The organism is Fusobacterium ulcerans (assembly GCF_003019675.1).
Taxonomy (GTDB): domain Bacteria; phylum Fusobacteriota; class Fusobacteriia; order Fusobacteriales; family Fusobacteriaceae; genus Fusobacterium_A; species Fusobacterium_A ulcerans.
Genome location: NZ_CP028105.1, coordinates 3,260,867 through 3,278,254, shown reverse-complemented (window position 1 = coordinate 3,278,254; position 17,388 = coordinate 3,260,867). Strand labels below are relative to the sequence as shown.

Genomic DNA, 17,388 nt, shown 5'->3' with positions numbered 1-17,388 from the left:
GATATAAAAATGAATTATTTAGACTCGAAATTGATTTTGTATTTGGTAGTTATATTTTTAATAGTATTTATCTTTATTAAGTTAAAAACTGTTTTAGCAATAAGAAATTTGAATAATAAAATTGGAGTGAGATTCTATTATAAATTCTTAGGTAATATACAGTGGTTGAAAGAGCAGATACTTATGGGTAAATATTTGGAAATGAAATATTTAAATGCAGTAGAAGATAAAGAGAATTCCAATATAATAATATTGTTGGAGAAAAAAGAGGAAAGCAGTATTATAAATATTTACTCAGCTAAAAATAAAACTGTAATAATCAAGAATTTAAAATTAAATGATCAGAGATTTAAAAAGTTTATTGAATTTCTTCCTAGAACACTAGCAGAAGATAATTTTTCAAAAGAAAGCGAGAAAAACGACTTAGGGAGGGAATAATGAAAGAGAAGGATTTTATCAAAGTTTATAAAGATGAAAGAAATCTTAAAAACTTGAAAGAAGCTCAACATAGAATCTCAACTTTTTGGGAAACTGTAGAGGAGATATTACAAGAGGATAAAAAATTAGTATTCAAAGGATGGGGAATATTTGAAATAAAACCTGTAAGAGCTAGAGAATACTGTGATCCAAGAATAAAGAAAATTAAGAAAACTTTACCTAAAAATAAATTGGTTTTCAGACAGGGAAAAATACTTAAAGAAAATATCAATGTTGACTAGAGGGGTACTATGAATAAGAAAGATTTTATTAAACTATACAGAAAAAAATTAAATAATTTAACAATTGCAGAAGCAAAAGAAGATGTAGAAGCAATCTTGGAAATTATAGAAGCTGGTTTAAAAAAAGATGGTAAAGTACAATTCTTCAACAAAGGAGTATTTACTGTTGGAAATATAAAACCTAAAACTATAAGCAATCCAAAAACAAGAGAGCTTATGCAGACAACTGAAATGAAGAAAGTAAAATTTAATGCTTCATTCAAACTAAAAGACAAAATTCAAGATAAAAAATAAGCTATTAAATATTTTTTATCTCTAATTATGAGTTTAACGGTAAAGATAAAGAGTATATTGCATTTCTAAGACAAGTAATGTAATTGAAAAAGAGACAGATTTATAAATTTAAATCTGTCTCTTTCTATTTCTAGGCTCTTTTTACTTGAATACTGTAGATTATAAATAATATTCCCATAAATAAAAGATAGAATCCAATGATTACAGGAAGAATATATCCCATTAAAAGAGGACATATAACTAATAAGATACCAAAGATGATATCAAGAATGCCTCTTACAATTAAAATAGATCTGATACTATGTACTTCTGGTATTTCATCTGCAACAGCTTTTCCTCTAGTAAATATAAGAGAGAAACCTCTGAACAACATAAGTATACCTAAATATATAAGAAGTATTACAGCACTTTCAAAGGGATTGTAAAATATTGAGACAGCAGCAAGGATATCAATTATACCGCTTACCAATACTATTCCCCAATGGAAATATTTATTTTTTCTTCCTTGATAAGCATAATAGATATTAAGAAGTCCTATCAATAAGAAACTCCAGCTTAAAACATAAATAAGTGAAATTGAAAATCCAAGGGGATTAACTATTCCAATTAATCCAGTTATTGCAAGAAGAATACCAATGATAAGATAGTAATACCATATCTTTTTTAAAGAACCTCCTAAATCAAACATATCAATATAAGACTTTTCATTAGCCATAAGACTACCTCCCAGTAAAATTTTTTGTCTAATTTAGGTATTCGAATTTAATAGAATTTTCCTTTTTAATCAGTAAAAAAATTTAATATAAGAGTTTCCACTGCTATTTCATCATCTAAGGTACCATTTTTTATACTATATTCAGCCTGTAAAAGTTCTTCTAATTTTTTTTCTATAAATTCTGATTTAAATATATCTATATTCTTAAATTTTAAAAATATCTGATAGGGATGCATAAATCCATTATCTTTTTTAAAATATTTTTTTGTATTTTCAAAAATAGAATCATTAAATTTTTTGTAAGAGGTATTTTTAGTTATTATTGATTCTTTTGAAAGATAATTAAGTTTAAGATTAAGAAGAAGTTCTTCTGTAGTCATATATAGGAATCCCATATATTCTTTTTCCTTTTGAAGAAATTCTAAAAGAGGTGCAGCATTTCTATTGTAAAGAAAATTTTCTATAAGAGTTCTGTGATTATATTCTTTAGTGATGGAAAGGATAGGCATAACTTTAGTTAAATTAAATATATCTCCATCTAAATAATTTTTAACTTTTTCAACTTCGTTTTTTATTTTGAAAAAATCATCTCCAATAATCTCTACAAATTTTTCAGCTTCATATTCAGATACATTCAATTCATGCTGTAAGTAAAAAGTAATGGCTTTTTTTTCATTTTCTTTTCTATAGCAGATTATCTGTGCTATTTCTCCAATAGAGTCCAGAGCTTTTTTAGATAATGGATTTTTAATTTTTCCATAGTCATTCAGAAATTCTTCATATACTATAATAATTTCTTTCTGGGAAAGATTGAAAAGCTTTAAAGATTTAAAAAAACTTTCAATATTCTTTATATCTTCTGCTCTTCTCAAAATCAATAATTCCTTTGGATTGAAAATAGAATTTGTAGAAACAGCCTGAAGAAACAGTTCATCTTCTTTTTGTGAAGCATCAAAATATTTTTCAGGGATATTTGAAAATTCATTCTTAATTTTATTTAACAACTCTTCATATTTTATTTGAAGAGGGGAAGTATCACCATGTAAAAAATAAAGCATTTTTCCTCCTTGAAAATGAGTTATATTAAAAATTTATCATATAGTTAAGTATATCATAAGAAAAAAAGATTATAAAGGGATTATTAAAGAGAGATTGAGAGAAACTTGATATAATGATATAATAGATTAGAAAGTGAAATTTGAAAGGAATTCTAGAATGAAAAACAGAGAAAAAACAAAAATTTATATAAATGTACTTTATGCTTTAGTATGGTTTATACCTTTATATTTTTTTATGAGAGATTTTTTTAAAATAGAAGATACAGGTATTTTTTTTGAGAGGAAAACTCTTGATATAGTTTTATTTTCAATAAAGCAGGGATTCTATTCAACAATGGCAGCTCTTGCTATAGCAATCATACCAGCATATTTTGCAGCTTATGAAAAAGGGATAGTAAGCAGGCTTCTTCATGGTCTTCTTTTTATCCCCTTCTTTTTTCCAATAATATCTACAGTGACAATATTTTCGATTATTTTTAATATGGAATTTTTTAAAGGACTGGGAATACTGTACTCTCTTAAAGCTATCATAATAGCCAATGTATTTTACAACTCGCCTATATTTATCAAGTACATCAGCGAAGGGCTGAAAAGAGTGCCTAAGGAACTCACAGAGGCATTAAAAATGGAAGGGGCAGGAAATATAAGAATATTTTTTTCAGGACAGCTTCCTTTGATACTCCCACAAATATTTCGAGGATTTATTTTAGTATTTACATATTGCTTTACAGGATTTGGAATAATTCTGTCTCTTGGAGGAATAAGATTTTCTACTTTAGAAGTGGAGATAGCATCTACCCTCATGGGAGAGCTTAATTTTTCAAAAGCAATGATATTTGGAATGATTCAGTTTTTTATATTGATAATACTTAATCTGACTGGGGTATTTGTAAAAGAATATGAACTGGAAGGAGAAGAGGAATATAAAAAACAGAATATATTTTTTAGAGGATATTCAATAGTTTATCTATTCTTACAATATTTAATTGTTGCTTCAAGTTTTCTTTTTTCTTTCTATAATTATTATACTGGAGAATTTTCAATTAAAGCATATATGAGAATATTCTCAAAGAGCTTTAATGAAGATTATGAAGTGATAAGAGGGATAATGAATTCTATAGGAATATCAGCAGCAGTGAGTTTTATTTCAATAATTGTCATCTATTTTATAATAAAAAACTACAGCAGAATAACAGACGTAATAATTTTTTCAAATCTTGGAATATCAGGAGCTTTCTTAGCAGTGGCACTTTTTTATCTCAATGTACTTTTTAATATTCCTCTGCTCGTGCTTTTAGGAATAGGATATATTTTGGTAAGTATTCCAATAGGATATTCCTTTATGTATCAATATATAAAAAAATTTCCTGTAAATCTTCTTGAAAGTTCACTATTGGATTGCAGTAATGGATTTGAAAGATTTATATATATAGAGTTTCCAATTTTAAAGAATATTTTTTTGTCAGCATTTTTACAGATATTCGCAATTGTATTTGGAGAATTTACAATAGGGTACACTATGCAGTTAGGGGATATAGTCCCTGTTGCTTCACTGGTAAACTATTCTCTGGTATCCAATAAAAAATATCTGGAAAGTGCAGCCTTTAGTTCAGTGATACTTTTAATAGTATTTTCATTGTTTATTTTAGGGGAATACTTAAAAGATCGAGATTAATAACAAATATATAATTCATGGAGGGAAAAAATGGTAAGATTCGGGATAATAGGAACAAGCTGTATAAGTGATAAATTTGTAGAGGCACTGAAAACTATAAAAAAATGTGAAGTAACAGCAGTATATTCAAGAAGTGTAGAAAAAGGGGATTATTTTGCTACAAAACATGATATAAAAACAATATATCTTTCATTGGAGGAAATGGCTGAAAGTCAAAAAGTAGATGCAGTATATATTGCTTCTCCAAATGGACTTCATCCATCACAGGCTATAAAAATGATGGAAAATGGAAAGCATGTAATTTGTGAAAAAGCTATTGCTCCAACTGTAAAAGAATTAGACGAAATGATAAAAACAGCAAAAGAAAATAATGTGGTATTGATGGAAGCTATGAGACCCACACTGAATCCAAATTTTAATGTAATAAAAGAGAGCTTGGAGAAAATAGGACCAGTAAGAGGTATATCAGCCAGCTATTGTCAGTATTCTTCAAGATATGACAATTTGAAAAAAGGGGAGCTTACAAATATATTTGATCCTAAGTTTTCTGGTGGGGCGTTATACGATATAGGAGTTTATCCATTGTATTTTACTATTGGTATGTTTGGAATACCAGAGGAATATATGGGAGGAAACTATCTGGTAAGCAGCGGAGCAGATGGATATGGAAATATAATCTTAAAGTACAGTGATAAAATAGCAAGCATTACATATTCAAAAATAACTGATTCAAAAACACCTTCAGAAATACAGGGAGAAAAGGGATCAATAATAATTGGAAAACTTTCCACTGTGAAAGATGTAAAAATAGTATATAGAGATGGAAGAGAAGAAAAAATAGAAATAGATATTCATAAAAATGATATGGTTTATGAAGCAATGGAATTTATAAATCTTATCAAAGGAAAGAAACTTGAATCTGATGTAAACAGCCATAAAAATTCAAGAAAAGTAGTTGAAATTATGGAGAATCTGGCTAATAAAAACTAGGAGGAGAGTAAAATATTTGAAACATTTTTAAAGGTATTTCAGAAGGAGAAAGAAAAGGAAGATATAAAATTTTTTAGGAAAAGCAGTAATAATGAAAAAAATAAAATTGAAGAGGAATTGAAATATCTTGTAAAAAAACTGGAAAAACGTGAGATAAAAGACTTTGATAGAAATATTTTAAATGGGCAGTATAGGATAAACTATTCCAAAGAATTAAATGAAGAGCAGCTAAGAGCACTGACATTTATAGAAGGACAATATTTGGTGATAGCTGGAGCAGGCTCTGGAAAGACAAGAACTATAGTATATAGGACTGCCTTTATGATAGAAAAGGGATTAGCAGAAGAAAATATTTTGATGCTTACATTTACTAAAAAAGCTGCTTTGGAAATGAAAGAGAGATTGGAAAACCTTACTGAAAATAGAGAAAATAAAGTGTCAATTTCAACATTTCATTCCCTTTGTGCTGAACTCCTCATTAAATATAAAAATATATTTGGGATAGAGAAATTAAATATAATAGATGAAAATAGAAATAGTACTGTGATAAGCCTCCTTATTCGTGAATATTCATTAAAAGATAAAAATAAGGGTAACTTTCTTTCTGAAAAAAGAGTAATTGAAATATTTGAAGCTGCAAGAAGCAGAAAAAAAGATATGTCAGAATTTTTAAATGAAAAAGAGAAAGGTTATTTGGAGGAGCTGGAATTTTTAAAAATAAAGTACAGGAGATTCAAAAAAGAGTTTCAAATGTATGACTTTGAAGATTTAATAGAAAAAGTATTGAGAAAATTAAAAACAGATAAAGTTTTTCTTGAGTTATTAAGAGAAAAATATAAATATATCATAGTAGATGAGTATCAGGATACTAATTCTGTTCAAAGGGAATTTTTAAAAATGCTGGCTGGAACAAATGGAAATATAATGGCAGTGGGAGATGACTACCAAAGTATATATGGATTCAGAGGTGCAGACTTTGAAAATATACTTAGATTTGGAAAGGATTTTCCTAATAGTCAGATGATAAAATTGGAAAAAAACTATAGAAGCAGTGATGAAATAATAGAGTATACAAATAAAATATCTAAAAAGTTCCTTTTGAAATACAATAAAAATGTAAAAGGAACTATGAAGAAGGGAGAAAAACCTCATGTTATCGGCTTTCTAAATGAAGAAAAGCAAGGGGAATATATTTGCAGAAAGATAGAAGAGCTAAAAGAAAAAGGAATCCCTTATGAAGAAATGGCAATTCTCTATCGCAATAAATATATAATCAATAAGTTGGAAAAAATAATGAAGGAGAAAAATATACCTTTTAATTTACAGAAGAACAGTGAGATTTCTTTTGGAAGTCCTGTAGATATTTACTTAAAAATATTGGAAGTATGGAATGATAAGGAAGACATTTTAAAACTGGAGGAATTGGTAAAGGTACTGCCAAGGAATTATTCCTATTCTGTATTAAATATAATGAAAAGAAAGAATATAGACAATAAAGTTTTAAATCGAATAATAAGGATAAGTGATAAAATATCAGATTACCCTTTAAGTGAAATATTAAATAAATGTGAAAAACTAATGTTTGAAATAATTAAGGAAAAAACCATTTTTACTAATGAAGAGGTAGAGAAATTAAAAACAATAAAGAGTAGTGTAAAAGAAAAGAAAAGCTTAGAAATATATATTAGAGAGCTAAGAGGTATTTTAGCTGTTGAAGGAAAAATAACTAAAAATAAAGTCTCTGTTCTATCTGTTCATGCCTCTAAGGGATTGGAATGGGAAGCGGTATTTATACCAACACTTTTGGAAGGCGTTTTTCCCAGCAATATTGAAGAAAAAAATCTGGAAGAGGAGAAGAGATTATTTTATGTAGCTTGCAGCAGAGGTAAGAGTTATCTCTATCTTTTGCACCCAGAATATTTTTATGAGAAAGTTGGATATTTTGATAAAAAATCTTCTTTTTTAAAGTAACCTCTTTATAAATAAAATAGATTAATATCTTTCGATACAGTTATTTTCTGCATAGTTCCTGCTGATTTAGCCATTTAAAAAGCTTGACTAAAGTATTAATAATTTGTATAATTGGTGTGTGAAAAATAAATTTTTTAGGGTTTGCATATGTGCAATTAAAAGGGAAGCTAAGTGAAAAACTTACACGGTCCCGCCACTGTGAAGATGACGAAAGCAGATTAACCACTGAAATATTTCGGGAAGGGCTGTTAGTAGAATGAGTCTGAGTCAGGAGACCTGCCTTAAAAACTTTTAACTATCCTGCGGGGACGGGAAGTGTATATTTACTATACTTCTCTCCAGTATTAAATTTGGAGGAGAAAAAAGTGCTTGAAAATAATATATTAAAAATGATAAAGGTGACCAAGAAGCTAGATTAAGTTTTAGAGATTTGGAAATTAGAAAGATTTGTGTAATTAATGAAGTGAATAAAATGTAGAAAACAGTATGTTTGAGAGAAATGAGTTTCCAGTAATTAAGCAGTTAATTTTAACTGCCATAATTACTGAGATGCAACAGTGGAACTGTTGTAATCCTTATCTTCTTTACGTTTTATGAACAAAATTAATAATAAATATTTCTACTGGAAAAACTCTAAAATTATATTTCTGTATTTATGGCACCTTTTTTTAGTATAAAAATATTCATGAGGGAGTAGGTATGAAGCATAGAAATCTAATGGTAGTTGGAACATCATCAGGAGCTGGAAAAAGTATAACTGTAACAGGATTATGCAGAATTTTCTATAATGATGGATATAGTGTAGCTCCTTTCAAATCACAGAATATGGCATTAAATTCATTTATAACAAAAGATGGAGATGAAATGGGAAGAGCTCAGGTAGTTCAGGCTATGGCTGGAAAAATAGAACCAAGAGCCTACATGAATCCAATTTTATTAAAGCCTACAACTGCAAGAAAAATACAAGTTATAGTAAATGGAAAATCTATTGGAAATATGAGCGGAATGGAGTATGGAAAGTTCAAACTTACTTTGAAGCCAGAAATAATGAACTCATATAATAAAATCAGAGAAAACTTTGATATATGTGTAATAGAAGGGGCAGGAAGTCCAGTAGAAATCAATATCAAAGAGGAAGATATAGCTAATATGGGAATGGCTGCCATGGCAGATGCACCAGTAATTTTAGTTGCAGATATAGACAGAGGAGGAGTATTTGCTTCTGTATATGGAACTATAATGCTTATGGCACCAGAAGAGAGAGCCAGAGTAAAAGGTGTAATAATAAATAAGTTCAGGGGAGATGTAGAGATACTTAAACCGGGACTGAAAAAACTGGAGGAACTTACAGGAGTCCCAATAGTAGGAGTACTTCCATATAGTGATGTAGATATAGAAGATGAAGACAGCTTAACAGATAAATTTAAAAAATCAAAAGACACTAAGGGAATAAAAGTTTCAGTTATAAAACTAAAACATATTTCTAACTTTACAGATATAGATGCTCTAAGCATACAGGAAGATGTAAGCATAAATTATGTGACTTCAGCAGATGAATTGGGAGATGAGGATATGATCGTCATACCTGGTTCTAAAAATACAATAGATGATTTGAAAGATTTGAAAGACAGAGGAATAGCTGTTGAAATCATAAAAGCTTCAAGAAAAGGAACAGCAGTAATAGGAATCTGTGGTGGATTCCAAATGCTTGGAGAGAAAGTAAAAGATCCATATGGAATCGAAAGTGACATTAAAGAGATACCGGGACTTGGTATATTGGATATGGAAACTATAATGGAAAAAGAAAAAAATACTACTCAGTATTCTGGAGAGCTTAAAAATACCGCTGGAATCATTTCAGGACTGGATGGAGTAAAAATAAAAGGATATGAGATACATCAGGGAGTTACTGCTGGAAATGAAAAATCAGTGACTGATGATGACCATACAGTTGCAGTGGTAAAAGATAATGTATTTGGAACATATCTTCATGGAATATTTGATAATGAAGAGGTAACAAGAAATATACTAAATAAGATAAGAGAGAAAAAAGGCTTGGAGAAAATGGAAGCTGGAATAACTTTTGATGAGTACAGAGAGCAGGAATTTGATAAGCTTGAAAAGATATTCAGAGAGAATTTAGATATGAAAAAAATATATGAAATACTAGGTGAGTAGAAAATGAATTTTATAATGAAATATGGAATTGCATATGTAATGGATTTAATATTTGGAGATCCCCACTGGTTTCCACATCCTGTGAGAATTATAGGAGTCTTTATTAATTTTTTAGAAAAAATATTATATAAAACTTCTAATAAAAAAATCTCAGGAGCTTTTCTTACTATAATAGTAGTGGGAGTTACATTTATTGTATCTTACTATATATCAGCTATTTCATATATTTTGGAGATATTCTTTCTGTACACTACTCTTGCTACAAAAAGTCTGGCAGATGAAGGATTCAGAGTATGTAAAATACTTACAGAGGGAGATCTGGAAAAGGCTAAGAAAGAACTTTCTTATCTTGTAAGCAGAGATACTGGAAATATGGATATTGGTCAGATTACAAGAAGCGTTCTTGAAACAATAAGCGAAAACAGTGTAGATGGAGTTATAGCGCCAATGTTCTTTGCTTTTTTAGGAAGCTTTATACATATAGACGGAGTTTCTCTTGCCCTTCCTTTTGCTATGGGATACAAAGCAATAAATACTCTTGATTCTATGGTAGGTTACAAAAATGATAAATATATGGATTTTGGAATGGTCTCTGCAAAAACAGATGATGTGGTTAACTTCATTCCTGCAAGAATAGCAGGGGGATTCATCATACCTCTAGCAGCAATGATATTGAGATTTGATTATAAAGGTGCTTGGAAAATATTTTCAAGAGACAGATTGAATCATTCAAGTCCAAACTCTGGAAACTCAGAGGCAGCATTTGCTGGAGCATTGGGAGTGCAGTTTGGAGGAAAGACAAGTTATTTTGGAAAGATATATGAAAAACCAACTATTGGAGATAAAAAGAAAAGTTTTGATTTGAGAGATATTATGAAAGCTATAAAGCTTCTCTATGTATCTTCATGGGTGGGAATAGTATTATTTACAGTGATTACTTATTTATTAGATTTATTACTAAAAAAGATGTAGAAGGAGAAAAAGATGGATCTGCATGGAGGAAATATCTACAGATTGAAAAGAGAGGGAAAGGGAGAATTATTAGATTACAGTTCTAATATAAATCCTCTGGGAGTGCCTGAATCTTTCAAAAGAGCAATAATAGAGAACTTTGATATTCTTGAAAAGTATCCAGACCCTGACTATGTAGAGTTAAGAGAAAATATAGGAAGATATAACAAAGTTGATATTAAAAATATAATAGCTGGAAATGGTGCAACAGAAATTTTGTTTTTGTATATGAAAGCTATGAAGCCTAAAAAAACATTGATAATATCTCCAAGTTTTGCTGAGTATAAAAGAGCTTTAGACAGTGTGGAAAGTGAAATAATTCACTATCCTCTATTGGAAGAAAATAATTATAATTTAGATATAGAAAGTTTTCTAAAAGAAGTACCTCAATGTGATCTGGTGGTTATATGCAACCCGAATAATCCTACTGGAAGCTTTATTTCTTTGGAGAATATAAAAAAGATAAATGATGTTTTATCTGAAAAGGGAATAAAATTGTTTATAGATGAAGCTTTTATAGAATTTATAAGAGGCTGGGAAGATATGACAAGTGTACTTTTAGAGGATAAAAATATTTTTGTAATGAGAGCACTGACTAAGTTTTTTGCTGTACCAGGAGTAAGATTAGGGTATGGAATAACTTATGATGAAGAGATAATGAAAAAGATGGAGAAATATAAAGAGCCATGGAGTGTAAATAGTTTTGCTGATATAGCTGGTAAAATTATGCTGTGGGACAAGGAATATATAGAAGCAACTGAAAATTGGATAGAGGAAGAAAAGAAATGGTTCTATGAAGAAAGCTGTAAAATTGAAAATATAAAAACTTTCAAAACTAATGTGAACTTTATCCTAGTAAAACTTTTGAAGAAAAATTCATCTGTAGTAAGAGATGAAATGATAGAAAAAGGTGTAGTAGTAAGAGATGCTTCTAACTTTATGTTTTTAAATGAGCAGTATATAAGACTTGCAATAAAAAATAGAGAAAATAATATAAAAGTGTTACAGGCTCTTAAAGAGGTGATGGCATGAAAGCCTTTATGCTTGCAGGAATAAGCAGCGGGATAGGAAAAACGACAGTTTCTATGGGACTTATGTCTCTTTTTGAAAATGTATCGCCGTTTAAGACAGGACCTGACTATATAGATCCCGGATTTCATCAGTTTATAACAGGAAATAAAAGCTACAATCTGGATCTATTTATGATGGGAGAAGAGGGTGTAAAGTATAGTTTCTATAACCACCAAAAAGATATCTCAATAGTTGAAGGGGTAATGGGGCTTTATGATGGAATAGATAACTCTTTAGATAACAACAGCTCGGCACATCTGTCAAGAGTTCTTGGAATTCCTGTGATATTAGTAGTAGATGGAGTGGGAAAAAGTACAAGTATAGCTGCTCAAGTGCTTGGATATCAATTATTAGATAAAAGAGTGAATATAGCTGGTGTTATTATAAATAAAGTTTCAAGTAAAAAAACATATGATATATTTAAAGAAGCAATAGAGATGTACACAGATGTAAAATGTCTGGGGTATGTACCTAAAGATGAAACTCTTCATATAGATAGCAGACATTTGGGACTATTACAGGCAGAAGAAATTGGAGATCTAAAGTCTAAGATATCATCTCTTGCTGAAGTATTAAAAGAAACAATAGAAGTAGATGCTTTGCTGGAAATAGCATCTAAAGTAGAAATAGAACCAGTAAAAAATCCTTTTAAGAATGAAAAAGACAGATACAAAGGATTGAAAATAGGGATAGCAAAGGACAGAGGCTTTAGTTTTTACTATAACGACAACATAGAATTATTAGAATATTTAGGAGCAGAGATAGAATATTTTTCCCCTATGGCTGATAAAAAGATACCTGAAAATGCAGTTGTAATATACTTTGGCGGAGGGTATCCTGAAAACTTTGCAAAGGAGCTTTCTGAAAATAGAAGCATGATAGAATCTGTAAGAGAATTTTATCATAACAATGGAAAGATATTCGGTGAGTGCGGAGGATTTATGTTTTTATCTAAAGAGATAGAGACATTAGATGGAGCGAAATTTCCAATGTGCAATTTAATAGATTGCAGTATAAAAATGGGAAACAGACTTGATATCTCAAGATTTGGCTATATAAATCTATTGAAAGAAAATAAAGCTATTGGAAGAGGACATGAATTTCATTACTCAAAGATAAAAGAGATAGGAAATGATACAAGAAAATATACTGCTGTAAAAAAAGATGGAAGAGAGTGGAACTGTATATTTGAAGAAAAGGGATTAAAAGGAGGATATCCTCATATCCATTTCTTTACTAGCTTTGATCTGTTGAAAGATATATTAGAAAAGGAAGGTAAATAAATGAATACTTATATAAAAGTACCACAAGATATAGAAAAAAGAAGTTTTGAAATAATCGGAGAGGAACTAGGAGATAAAATCAATAAATTTGATGAAACAACTCTTCCTGTTATAAAAAGAGTAATACATACTACTGCGGATTTTGAATATGCAGACTTGATAGAATTTATGAATGATGCAATAAACAGTGGAAAAGAAGCTCTTAAAAATGGGTGTAAAATATATTGCGACACAAATATGATAGTTAATGGAGCAAGTAAAATGGTACTCTCTAAATTCAACTGCGAAGCTTACTGTCTTGTAGCAGACAGCGAAGTAGCAAAAGAAGCAAAGGAGAGAGGAGTTACAAGATCAATAGTAGGAATGGAAAAAGCAGCTAAAGATCCTTCTACAAAAATATTCCTTATTGGGAATGCTCCTACTGCTCTGTATCAATTAAAAGAGATGATAGAAAGAAATGAAATAGAAAAACCTGCTCTTGTAGTTGGAGTTCCTGTAGGATTTGTCGGAGCTGCTGAGTCAAAAGAGGCTTTTAAATCATTAGGAGTTCCATATATAACGATAAATGGAAGAAAAGGAGGAAGTACAGTAGCAGTTTCTATTCTTCATGGTATACTTTATCAGATGTATCAAAGAGAGGGATTCTAATGGAAGAAGAATTAAGAAGCGGATATACTACTGGAACTTGTGCAGCAGCTGGAACAAAAGCAGCACTTGAAGCTCTTCTTTATGGAAAGGAAGCTTCTGAAATAGATATAACTACTCTTAATGGAGTAGATTTGACTATTCCTGTGTTTAAGTTAAGAGTAAGAAATAATTTTGCAACTTGTGCCATAGTAAAATTTGCTGGAGATGATCCAGATGTAACTAATGGTATTAGAATATGTGCAAAGGTGGAGCTAGTAAAAGAACTTCCCCAAATAGAAAAGGGACATTATTTTGATAAATTTGTCTTGGTAGGTGGAAGAGGAGTAGGTGTAGCAACAAAAAAAGGGGTACAAGTACCCTTAGGAAAATCAGCAATAAATCCTGGACCTAAAAAGATGATATCAGAAGTAGTAAATGAACTGCTGGAAGATAAAGATATAAAAGCTGTAGTAACTATATATGTTCCAGAGGGAAAAGCAAAATCCCTGAGAACTTTTAATCCGAAACTTGGAATAAAAGGTGGAATATCTATACTTGGGTCTACTGGAATAGTAAAACCTATGAGTGAAGAAGCTTTGAAAGATTCAATGTATGCTGAATTGAAAGTATTAAGAATGGATAAAGACAGAGACTGGGTAGTTTTTGCCTTTGGAAATTATGGGAAAAACTATTGTGAAAGACTGGGATTAGACTTAGAACAGATGATTGTTATAAGCAACTTTGTGGGATTTATGGTAGATTCTGCTGTTAAGCTTGGGTTCAAAAGAATAATACTCCTAGGACATATAGGAAAAGCTGTAAAAATAGCTGGAGGAATATTTAATACTCACAGCAGAGTAGCAGATGCAAGAATGGAAATAATGGGAGCAAATGCTTTTCTTGTTGGAGAAAGCTATGAAAATATAAGAAAAATACTGGAAGCTAATACAGTGGAAGAAGCTTGCGACTATGTAGAGAAAAGAGAGCTTTTCACAGTAATAGCAGAAAAAGTAAAGAAAAAAGTTATGGAATACAGCAGAGCAGATGATTTAAGATGTGAAGCTTTGATATTCTCATTCAAAGGAGATACATTGGGATATAGTGATGGATTCTATGAATTGGCAGGTGAGGTAGCTGAATAAGATAAGAGTAGTTGGACTAGGACCAGGAAATTTAGATTATCTTACTGGAGCTGGAGTGAGAGCTATAAAAGAGTGTGAAATCGCCATTGGAGGAAAAAGACAGCTGGAAGAAATAGGTGTACTTTTACCAGAAAATTGTGAGAAATATACTTTAGGAAAACTTCTGGAGTTGATTGATTATATAAAAGATAACAGAGAAAAGAAAATAACAGTAGTTGTATCAGGAGATACTGGATTTTACAGCCTTCTTCCATTTTTGAAGAAATATTTTTCAACTGAAGAACTGGAAGTGATTCCTGGAATTTCCTCTTATCAATATATGTTTTCAAAAATAGGAGAGTGCTGGCAGAATTTTATTCTGGCAAGTGCTCACGGAAGAGATTTTGATTATGTAAAGGCAATAGATGAAAAAGATGGAGTAGTTCTCCTTACAGATGAAAAAAATACTCCTTATACTATTGGAAAAAATGTCTACAACTCTGGAATAAGAGGGGTAGAAATAATAGTGGGTGAAAGACTTTCTTATCCTGATGAAATAATAACAAGAGTAAATATAGAAAAATTTGAAGAATTGAACAGAGAATTTAAGATGAATATTGTAATATTGAAAAAAGGAGAAAATTATGCACATCTATGATGATGAATTTGTACATGGAGAACTTCCAATGACTAAACAGGAAGTGAGAGCAGTATCAATTGCTAAACTTAGATTAAAAGAAGATTCTGTATTGATAGATGTGGGAGCTGGAACAGGAACTATTGGAATAGAAGCCGCTACATATTTAAAAGATGGTAAAGTAATAGGTATAGAAAAGGAAGAAAAAGGGCTTGAAGTAATAAGAGAAAATATAAAGAAATTTAACTTGGAAAATTATTATCTTATACATGGAAGAGCACCACAGGATATTCCAGAGACACACTATGACAGAATGTTCATAGGAGGTTCTACAGGTGGAATGAAAGAGATAGTGGAACATTTTATAAAGTATTCTAAACCTGATTCGAGATTGGTTATAAATGCAATAACACTTGAAACACTAAATAGTGCTATGACTATATTGAAAGAAAAAGGTTTTAATAATATAGAAGTTGTAAATATGTCAGTATCAAGAGGAAAGAAAGTCGGTCCATATACTATGATGTATGGAGAAAATCCGATCTATATAATAACAGCTGTGAAGGAGGAAATTGTAAATGGATAACAAATTTTATGGGATTGGAGTGGGAGTAGGAGACCCTGACCAAATCACATTAAAAGCAATAAAGACGTTAAAGAAATTAGATGTAGTAATATTACCAGAAGCAAAAAAAGATATGGGGAGTACAGCTTATACAATAGCTAAAGAATATTTGAAAGAGGATGTAGAACTTGTATTTATGGAATTTCCAATGCTGAAAAATCCTTTAGACAGAGTAGAGGGAAGAAAAGCTAATACAAGAGTTGTAGAAAAATTACTTGATGAAGGTAAAAATGTAGGATTCCTTACTATAGGAGATACTATGACATACAGTACTTATGTATATATATTAGAGCATCTTGATAAAAAATATGAAGTGGAAACTATTCCAGGAATCTCTTCATTTGCTGATATCTCTTCAAGATTTAATCTGCCAATAGTAATGGGAGATGAGTCATTGAAAATAATCGGTCTGAGTGAAACTACTGATATAGAAAAAGAGATAGAAGGAAGCGATAACCTTGTATTTATGAAAGTCAGCAGAAACTTTGACAGATTAAAAGCTGCTTTGGAAAAAACAGGAAATATGGAAAATGTAATACTGGTTTCTAACTGTGGAAAAGAAAATCAGGAAGTATATTTTGATATTTCTCATTTGGAAAAAGATGATATTCATTATTTCTCTACAATGTTATTAAAAAAAGGAGGAATTGAACAATGGAAAAAGTTTATTTCATAGGAGCAGGACCTGGAGATCCTGAACTAATAACTATAAAAGGGCAAAGAATAGTAAAAGAAGCGGATATTATTATATATGCTGGTTCTTTAGTACCAAGAGAGGTAATAGAATGTCATAAAGAGAGAGCAGAGATATATAACTCAGCTTCTATGACATTGGAAGAAGTTATGGATGTAACTGTAAAAGGAATAAAAGCTGGGAAAAAAGTTGCCAGAGTCCATACTGGAGACCCTGCTATATTTGGTGCACATAGAGAGCAAATGGATGTCTTAGATGAAAATGGAATAGAATATGAAGTTATTCCAGGAGTAAGCTCATTCCTTGCTTCAGCAGCAGCAGTAAAAAAAGAATTTACACTTCCATCTGTATCACAGACAGTAATCTGTACAAGATTAGAAGGAAGAACACCAGTTCCAGAAAAAGAATCATTGGAAAGTCTTGCAGCTCACAGAGCATCTATGGCAATATTCCTTTCTGTACATATGATAGGAGATGTAGTAAAAAGACTTGCTACTTCTTATCCAATGACTACTCCTATTGCAGTAGTACAAAGAGCTACTTGGGAAGATCAAAAAGTAGTAATGGGAACATTGGAAACAATAGAGGAACTTGTGAAAGAAGCTGGAATATCTAAGACAGCTCAAATATTAGTTGGAGATTTCTTAGGAAATGAATATGAAAAATCTAAACTATATGATAAAACTTTCACACATGAATTCAGAAAAGGGATAGAGTAA

The 17,388-nt window shown here is 30.4% G+C and carries 18 protein-coding genes and 1 riboswitch; of the genes, 16 read left to right on the top strand and 2 right to left on the bottom strand.

The annotated features are described in order from the left end of the window. The first annotated feature begins 9 nt into the window (after positions 1-9). From C4N20_RS15160 to C4N20_RS15150, 3 genes are read left to right on the top strand one after another with little or no spacing between them, the layout of a single operon-like run. Positions 10-438 (top strand): hypothetical protein, encoded by a 429-nt coding sequence (locus tag C4N20_RS15160; RefSeq protein WP_005977079.1) that lies wholly within the window; start codon positions 10-12, stop codon positions 436-438. After that, positions 438-719, top strand: a complete 282-nt coding sequence (locus C4N20_RS15155; RefSeq protein ID WP_005977081.1) for an HU family DNA-binding protein — start codon at positions 438-440, stop codon at positions 717-719. The genes C4N20_RS15160 and C4N20_RS15155 overlap by 1 nt, the downstream gene beginning before the upstream one ends. A gap of 9 nt (positions 720-728) precedes the next feature. Further along, positions 729-1,013: an HU family DNA-binding protein gene (locus C4N20_RS15150; RefSeq protein WP_005950442.1), complete on the top strand. Its 285-nt coding sequence runs from the start codon at positions 729-731 to the stop codon at positions 1,011-1,013. A 130-nt stretch (positions 1,014-1,143) separates the two neighbouring features. On the opposite strand, the gene C4N20_RS15145 is transcribed toward C4N20_RS15150, so the two are convergent. After that, complete coding sequence (locus tag C4N20_RS15145; protein WP_005977083.1) at positions 1,144-1,728, bottom strand: HdeD family acid-resistance protein; 585 nt, start codon at positions 1,726-1,728, stop codon at positions 1,144-1,146. Between the two features lie 65 nt (positions 1,729-1,793). Next, entirely contained in the window at positions 1,794-2,786 is a 993-nt protein-coding gene (locus C4N20_RS15140; RefSeq protein WP_005977085.1) for a DNA polymerase III subunit delta, read from the bottom strand. A gap of 157 nt (positions 2,787-2,943) precedes the next feature. On the opposite strand from C4N20_RS15140, the gene C4N20_RS15135 reads away from it, so the two are divergent. The 13 genes from C4N20_RS15135 (at position 2,944) to cobM (ending at position 17,388) form a co-directional block, all read left to right on the top strand. Further along, entirely contained in the window at positions 2,944-4,461 is a 1,518-nt protein-coding gene (locus C4N20_RS15135) for an ABC transporter permease (protein WP_005977087.1), read from the top strand. A 30-nt stretch (positions 4,462-4,491) separates the two neighbouring features. After that, positions 4,492-5,451 (top strand): Gfo/Idh/MocA family protein, encoded by a 960-nt coding sequence (locus C4N20_RS15130; protein ID WP_005977089.1) that lies wholly within the window; start codon positions 4,492-4,494, stop codon positions 5,449-5,451. Between the two features lie 117 nt (positions 5,452-5,568). Then, positions 5,569-7,422: an ATP-dependent helicase gene (locus tag C4N20_RS15125; protein ID WP_005977091.1), complete on the top strand. Its 1,854-nt coding sequence runs from the start codon at positions 5,569-5,571 to the stop codon at positions 7,420-7,422. Positions 7,423-7,542: 120 nt separating this feature from the next. Further along, a riboswitch (cobalamin riboswitch) is annotated at positions 7,543-7,720 on the top strand. A 401-nt stretch (positions 7,721-8,121) separates the two neighbouring features. After that, a complete protein-coding gene (locus C4N20_RS15120; protein WP_005977093.1) occupies positions 8,122-9,600 on the top strand; it encodes a cobyric acid synthase in 1,479 nt (492 codons plus the stop codon). 3 nt (positions 9,601-9,603) lie between these two features. Beyond that, the gene (cbiB, locus tag C4N20_RS15115) at positions 9,604-10,572 is read left to right on the top strand and encodes an adenosylcobinamide-phosphate synthase CbiB (protein WP_005977095.1); all 969 of its coding nucleotides are present in this window, start codon (positions 9,604-9,606) and stop codon (positions 10,570-10,572) included. Positions 10,573-10,584: 12 nt separating this feature from the next. After that, positions 10,585-11,643 carry a pyridoxal phosphate-dependent aminotransferase gene (locus C4N20_RS15110; RefSeq protein WP_005977097.1) on the top strand — a complete coding sequence of 353 codons (1,059 nt, stop codon included), beginning with the start codon at positions 10,585-10,587 and terminating at the stop codon, positions 11,641-11,643. After that, positions 11,640-12,965 carry a cobyrinic acid a,c-diamide synthase CobB gene (locus C4N20_RS15105; RefSeq protein ID WP_005977099.1) on the top strand — a complete coding sequence of 442 codons (1,326 nt, stop codon included), beginning with the start codon at positions 11,640-11,642 and terminating at the stop codon, positions 12,963-12,965. Before C4N20_RS15110 ends, C4N20_RS15105 begins: the two co-directional genes overlap by 4 nt. Further along, on the top strand, positions 12,966-13,613 hold the full coding sequence (locus tag C4N20_RS15100; RefSeq protein WP_005977101.1) for a precorrin-8X methylmutase: 648 nt from the start codon (positions 12,966-12,968) through the stop codon (positions 13,611-13,613). Then, positions 13,613-14,734 carry a cobalt-precorrin-5B (C(1))-methyltransferase CbiD gene (cbiD, locus tag C4N20_RS15095; RefSeq protein WP_005977103.1) on the top strand — a complete coding sequence of 374 codons (1,122 nt, stop codon included), beginning with the start codon at positions 13,613-13,615 and terminating at the stop codon, positions 14,732-14,734. Before C4N20_RS15100 ends, cbiD begins: the two co-directional genes overlap by 1 nt. Beyond that, the gene (gene cbiE, locus C4N20_RS15090; protein WP_040490690.1) at positions 14,727-15,371 is read left to right on the top strand and encodes a precorrin-6y C5,15-methyltransferase (decarboxylating) subunit CbiE; all 645 of its coding nucleotides are present in this window, start codon (positions 14,727-14,729) and stop codon (positions 15,369-15,371) included. The genes cbiD and cbiE overlap by 8 nt, the downstream gene beginning before the upstream one ends. After that, positions 15,358-15,936: a precorrin-6Y C5,15-methyltransferase (decarboxylating) subunit CbiT gene (cbiT, locus tag C4N20_RS15085; RefSeq protein ID WP_005977106.1), complete on the top strand. Its 579-nt coding sequence runs from the start codon at positions 15,358-15,360 to the stop codon at positions 15,934-15,936. Before cbiE ends, cbiT begins: the two co-directional genes overlap by 14 nt. Continuing rightward, positions 15,929-16,651, top strand: coding sequence for a precorrin-2 C(20)-methyltransferase (gene cobI / locus C4N20_RS15080; protein WP_005977108.1), 723 nt, complete (start codon positions 15,929-15,931; stop codon positions 16,649-16,651). The genes cbiT and cobI overlap by 8 nt, the downstream gene beginning before the upstream one ends. After that, positions 16,630-17,388 (top strand): precorrin-4 C(11)-methyltransferase, encoded by a 759-nt coding sequence (gene cobM / locus C4N20_RS15075; protein WP_005977110.1) that lies wholly within the window; start codon positions 16,630-16,632, stop codon positions 17,386-17,388. Before cobI ends, cobM begins: the two co-directional genes overlap by 22 nt.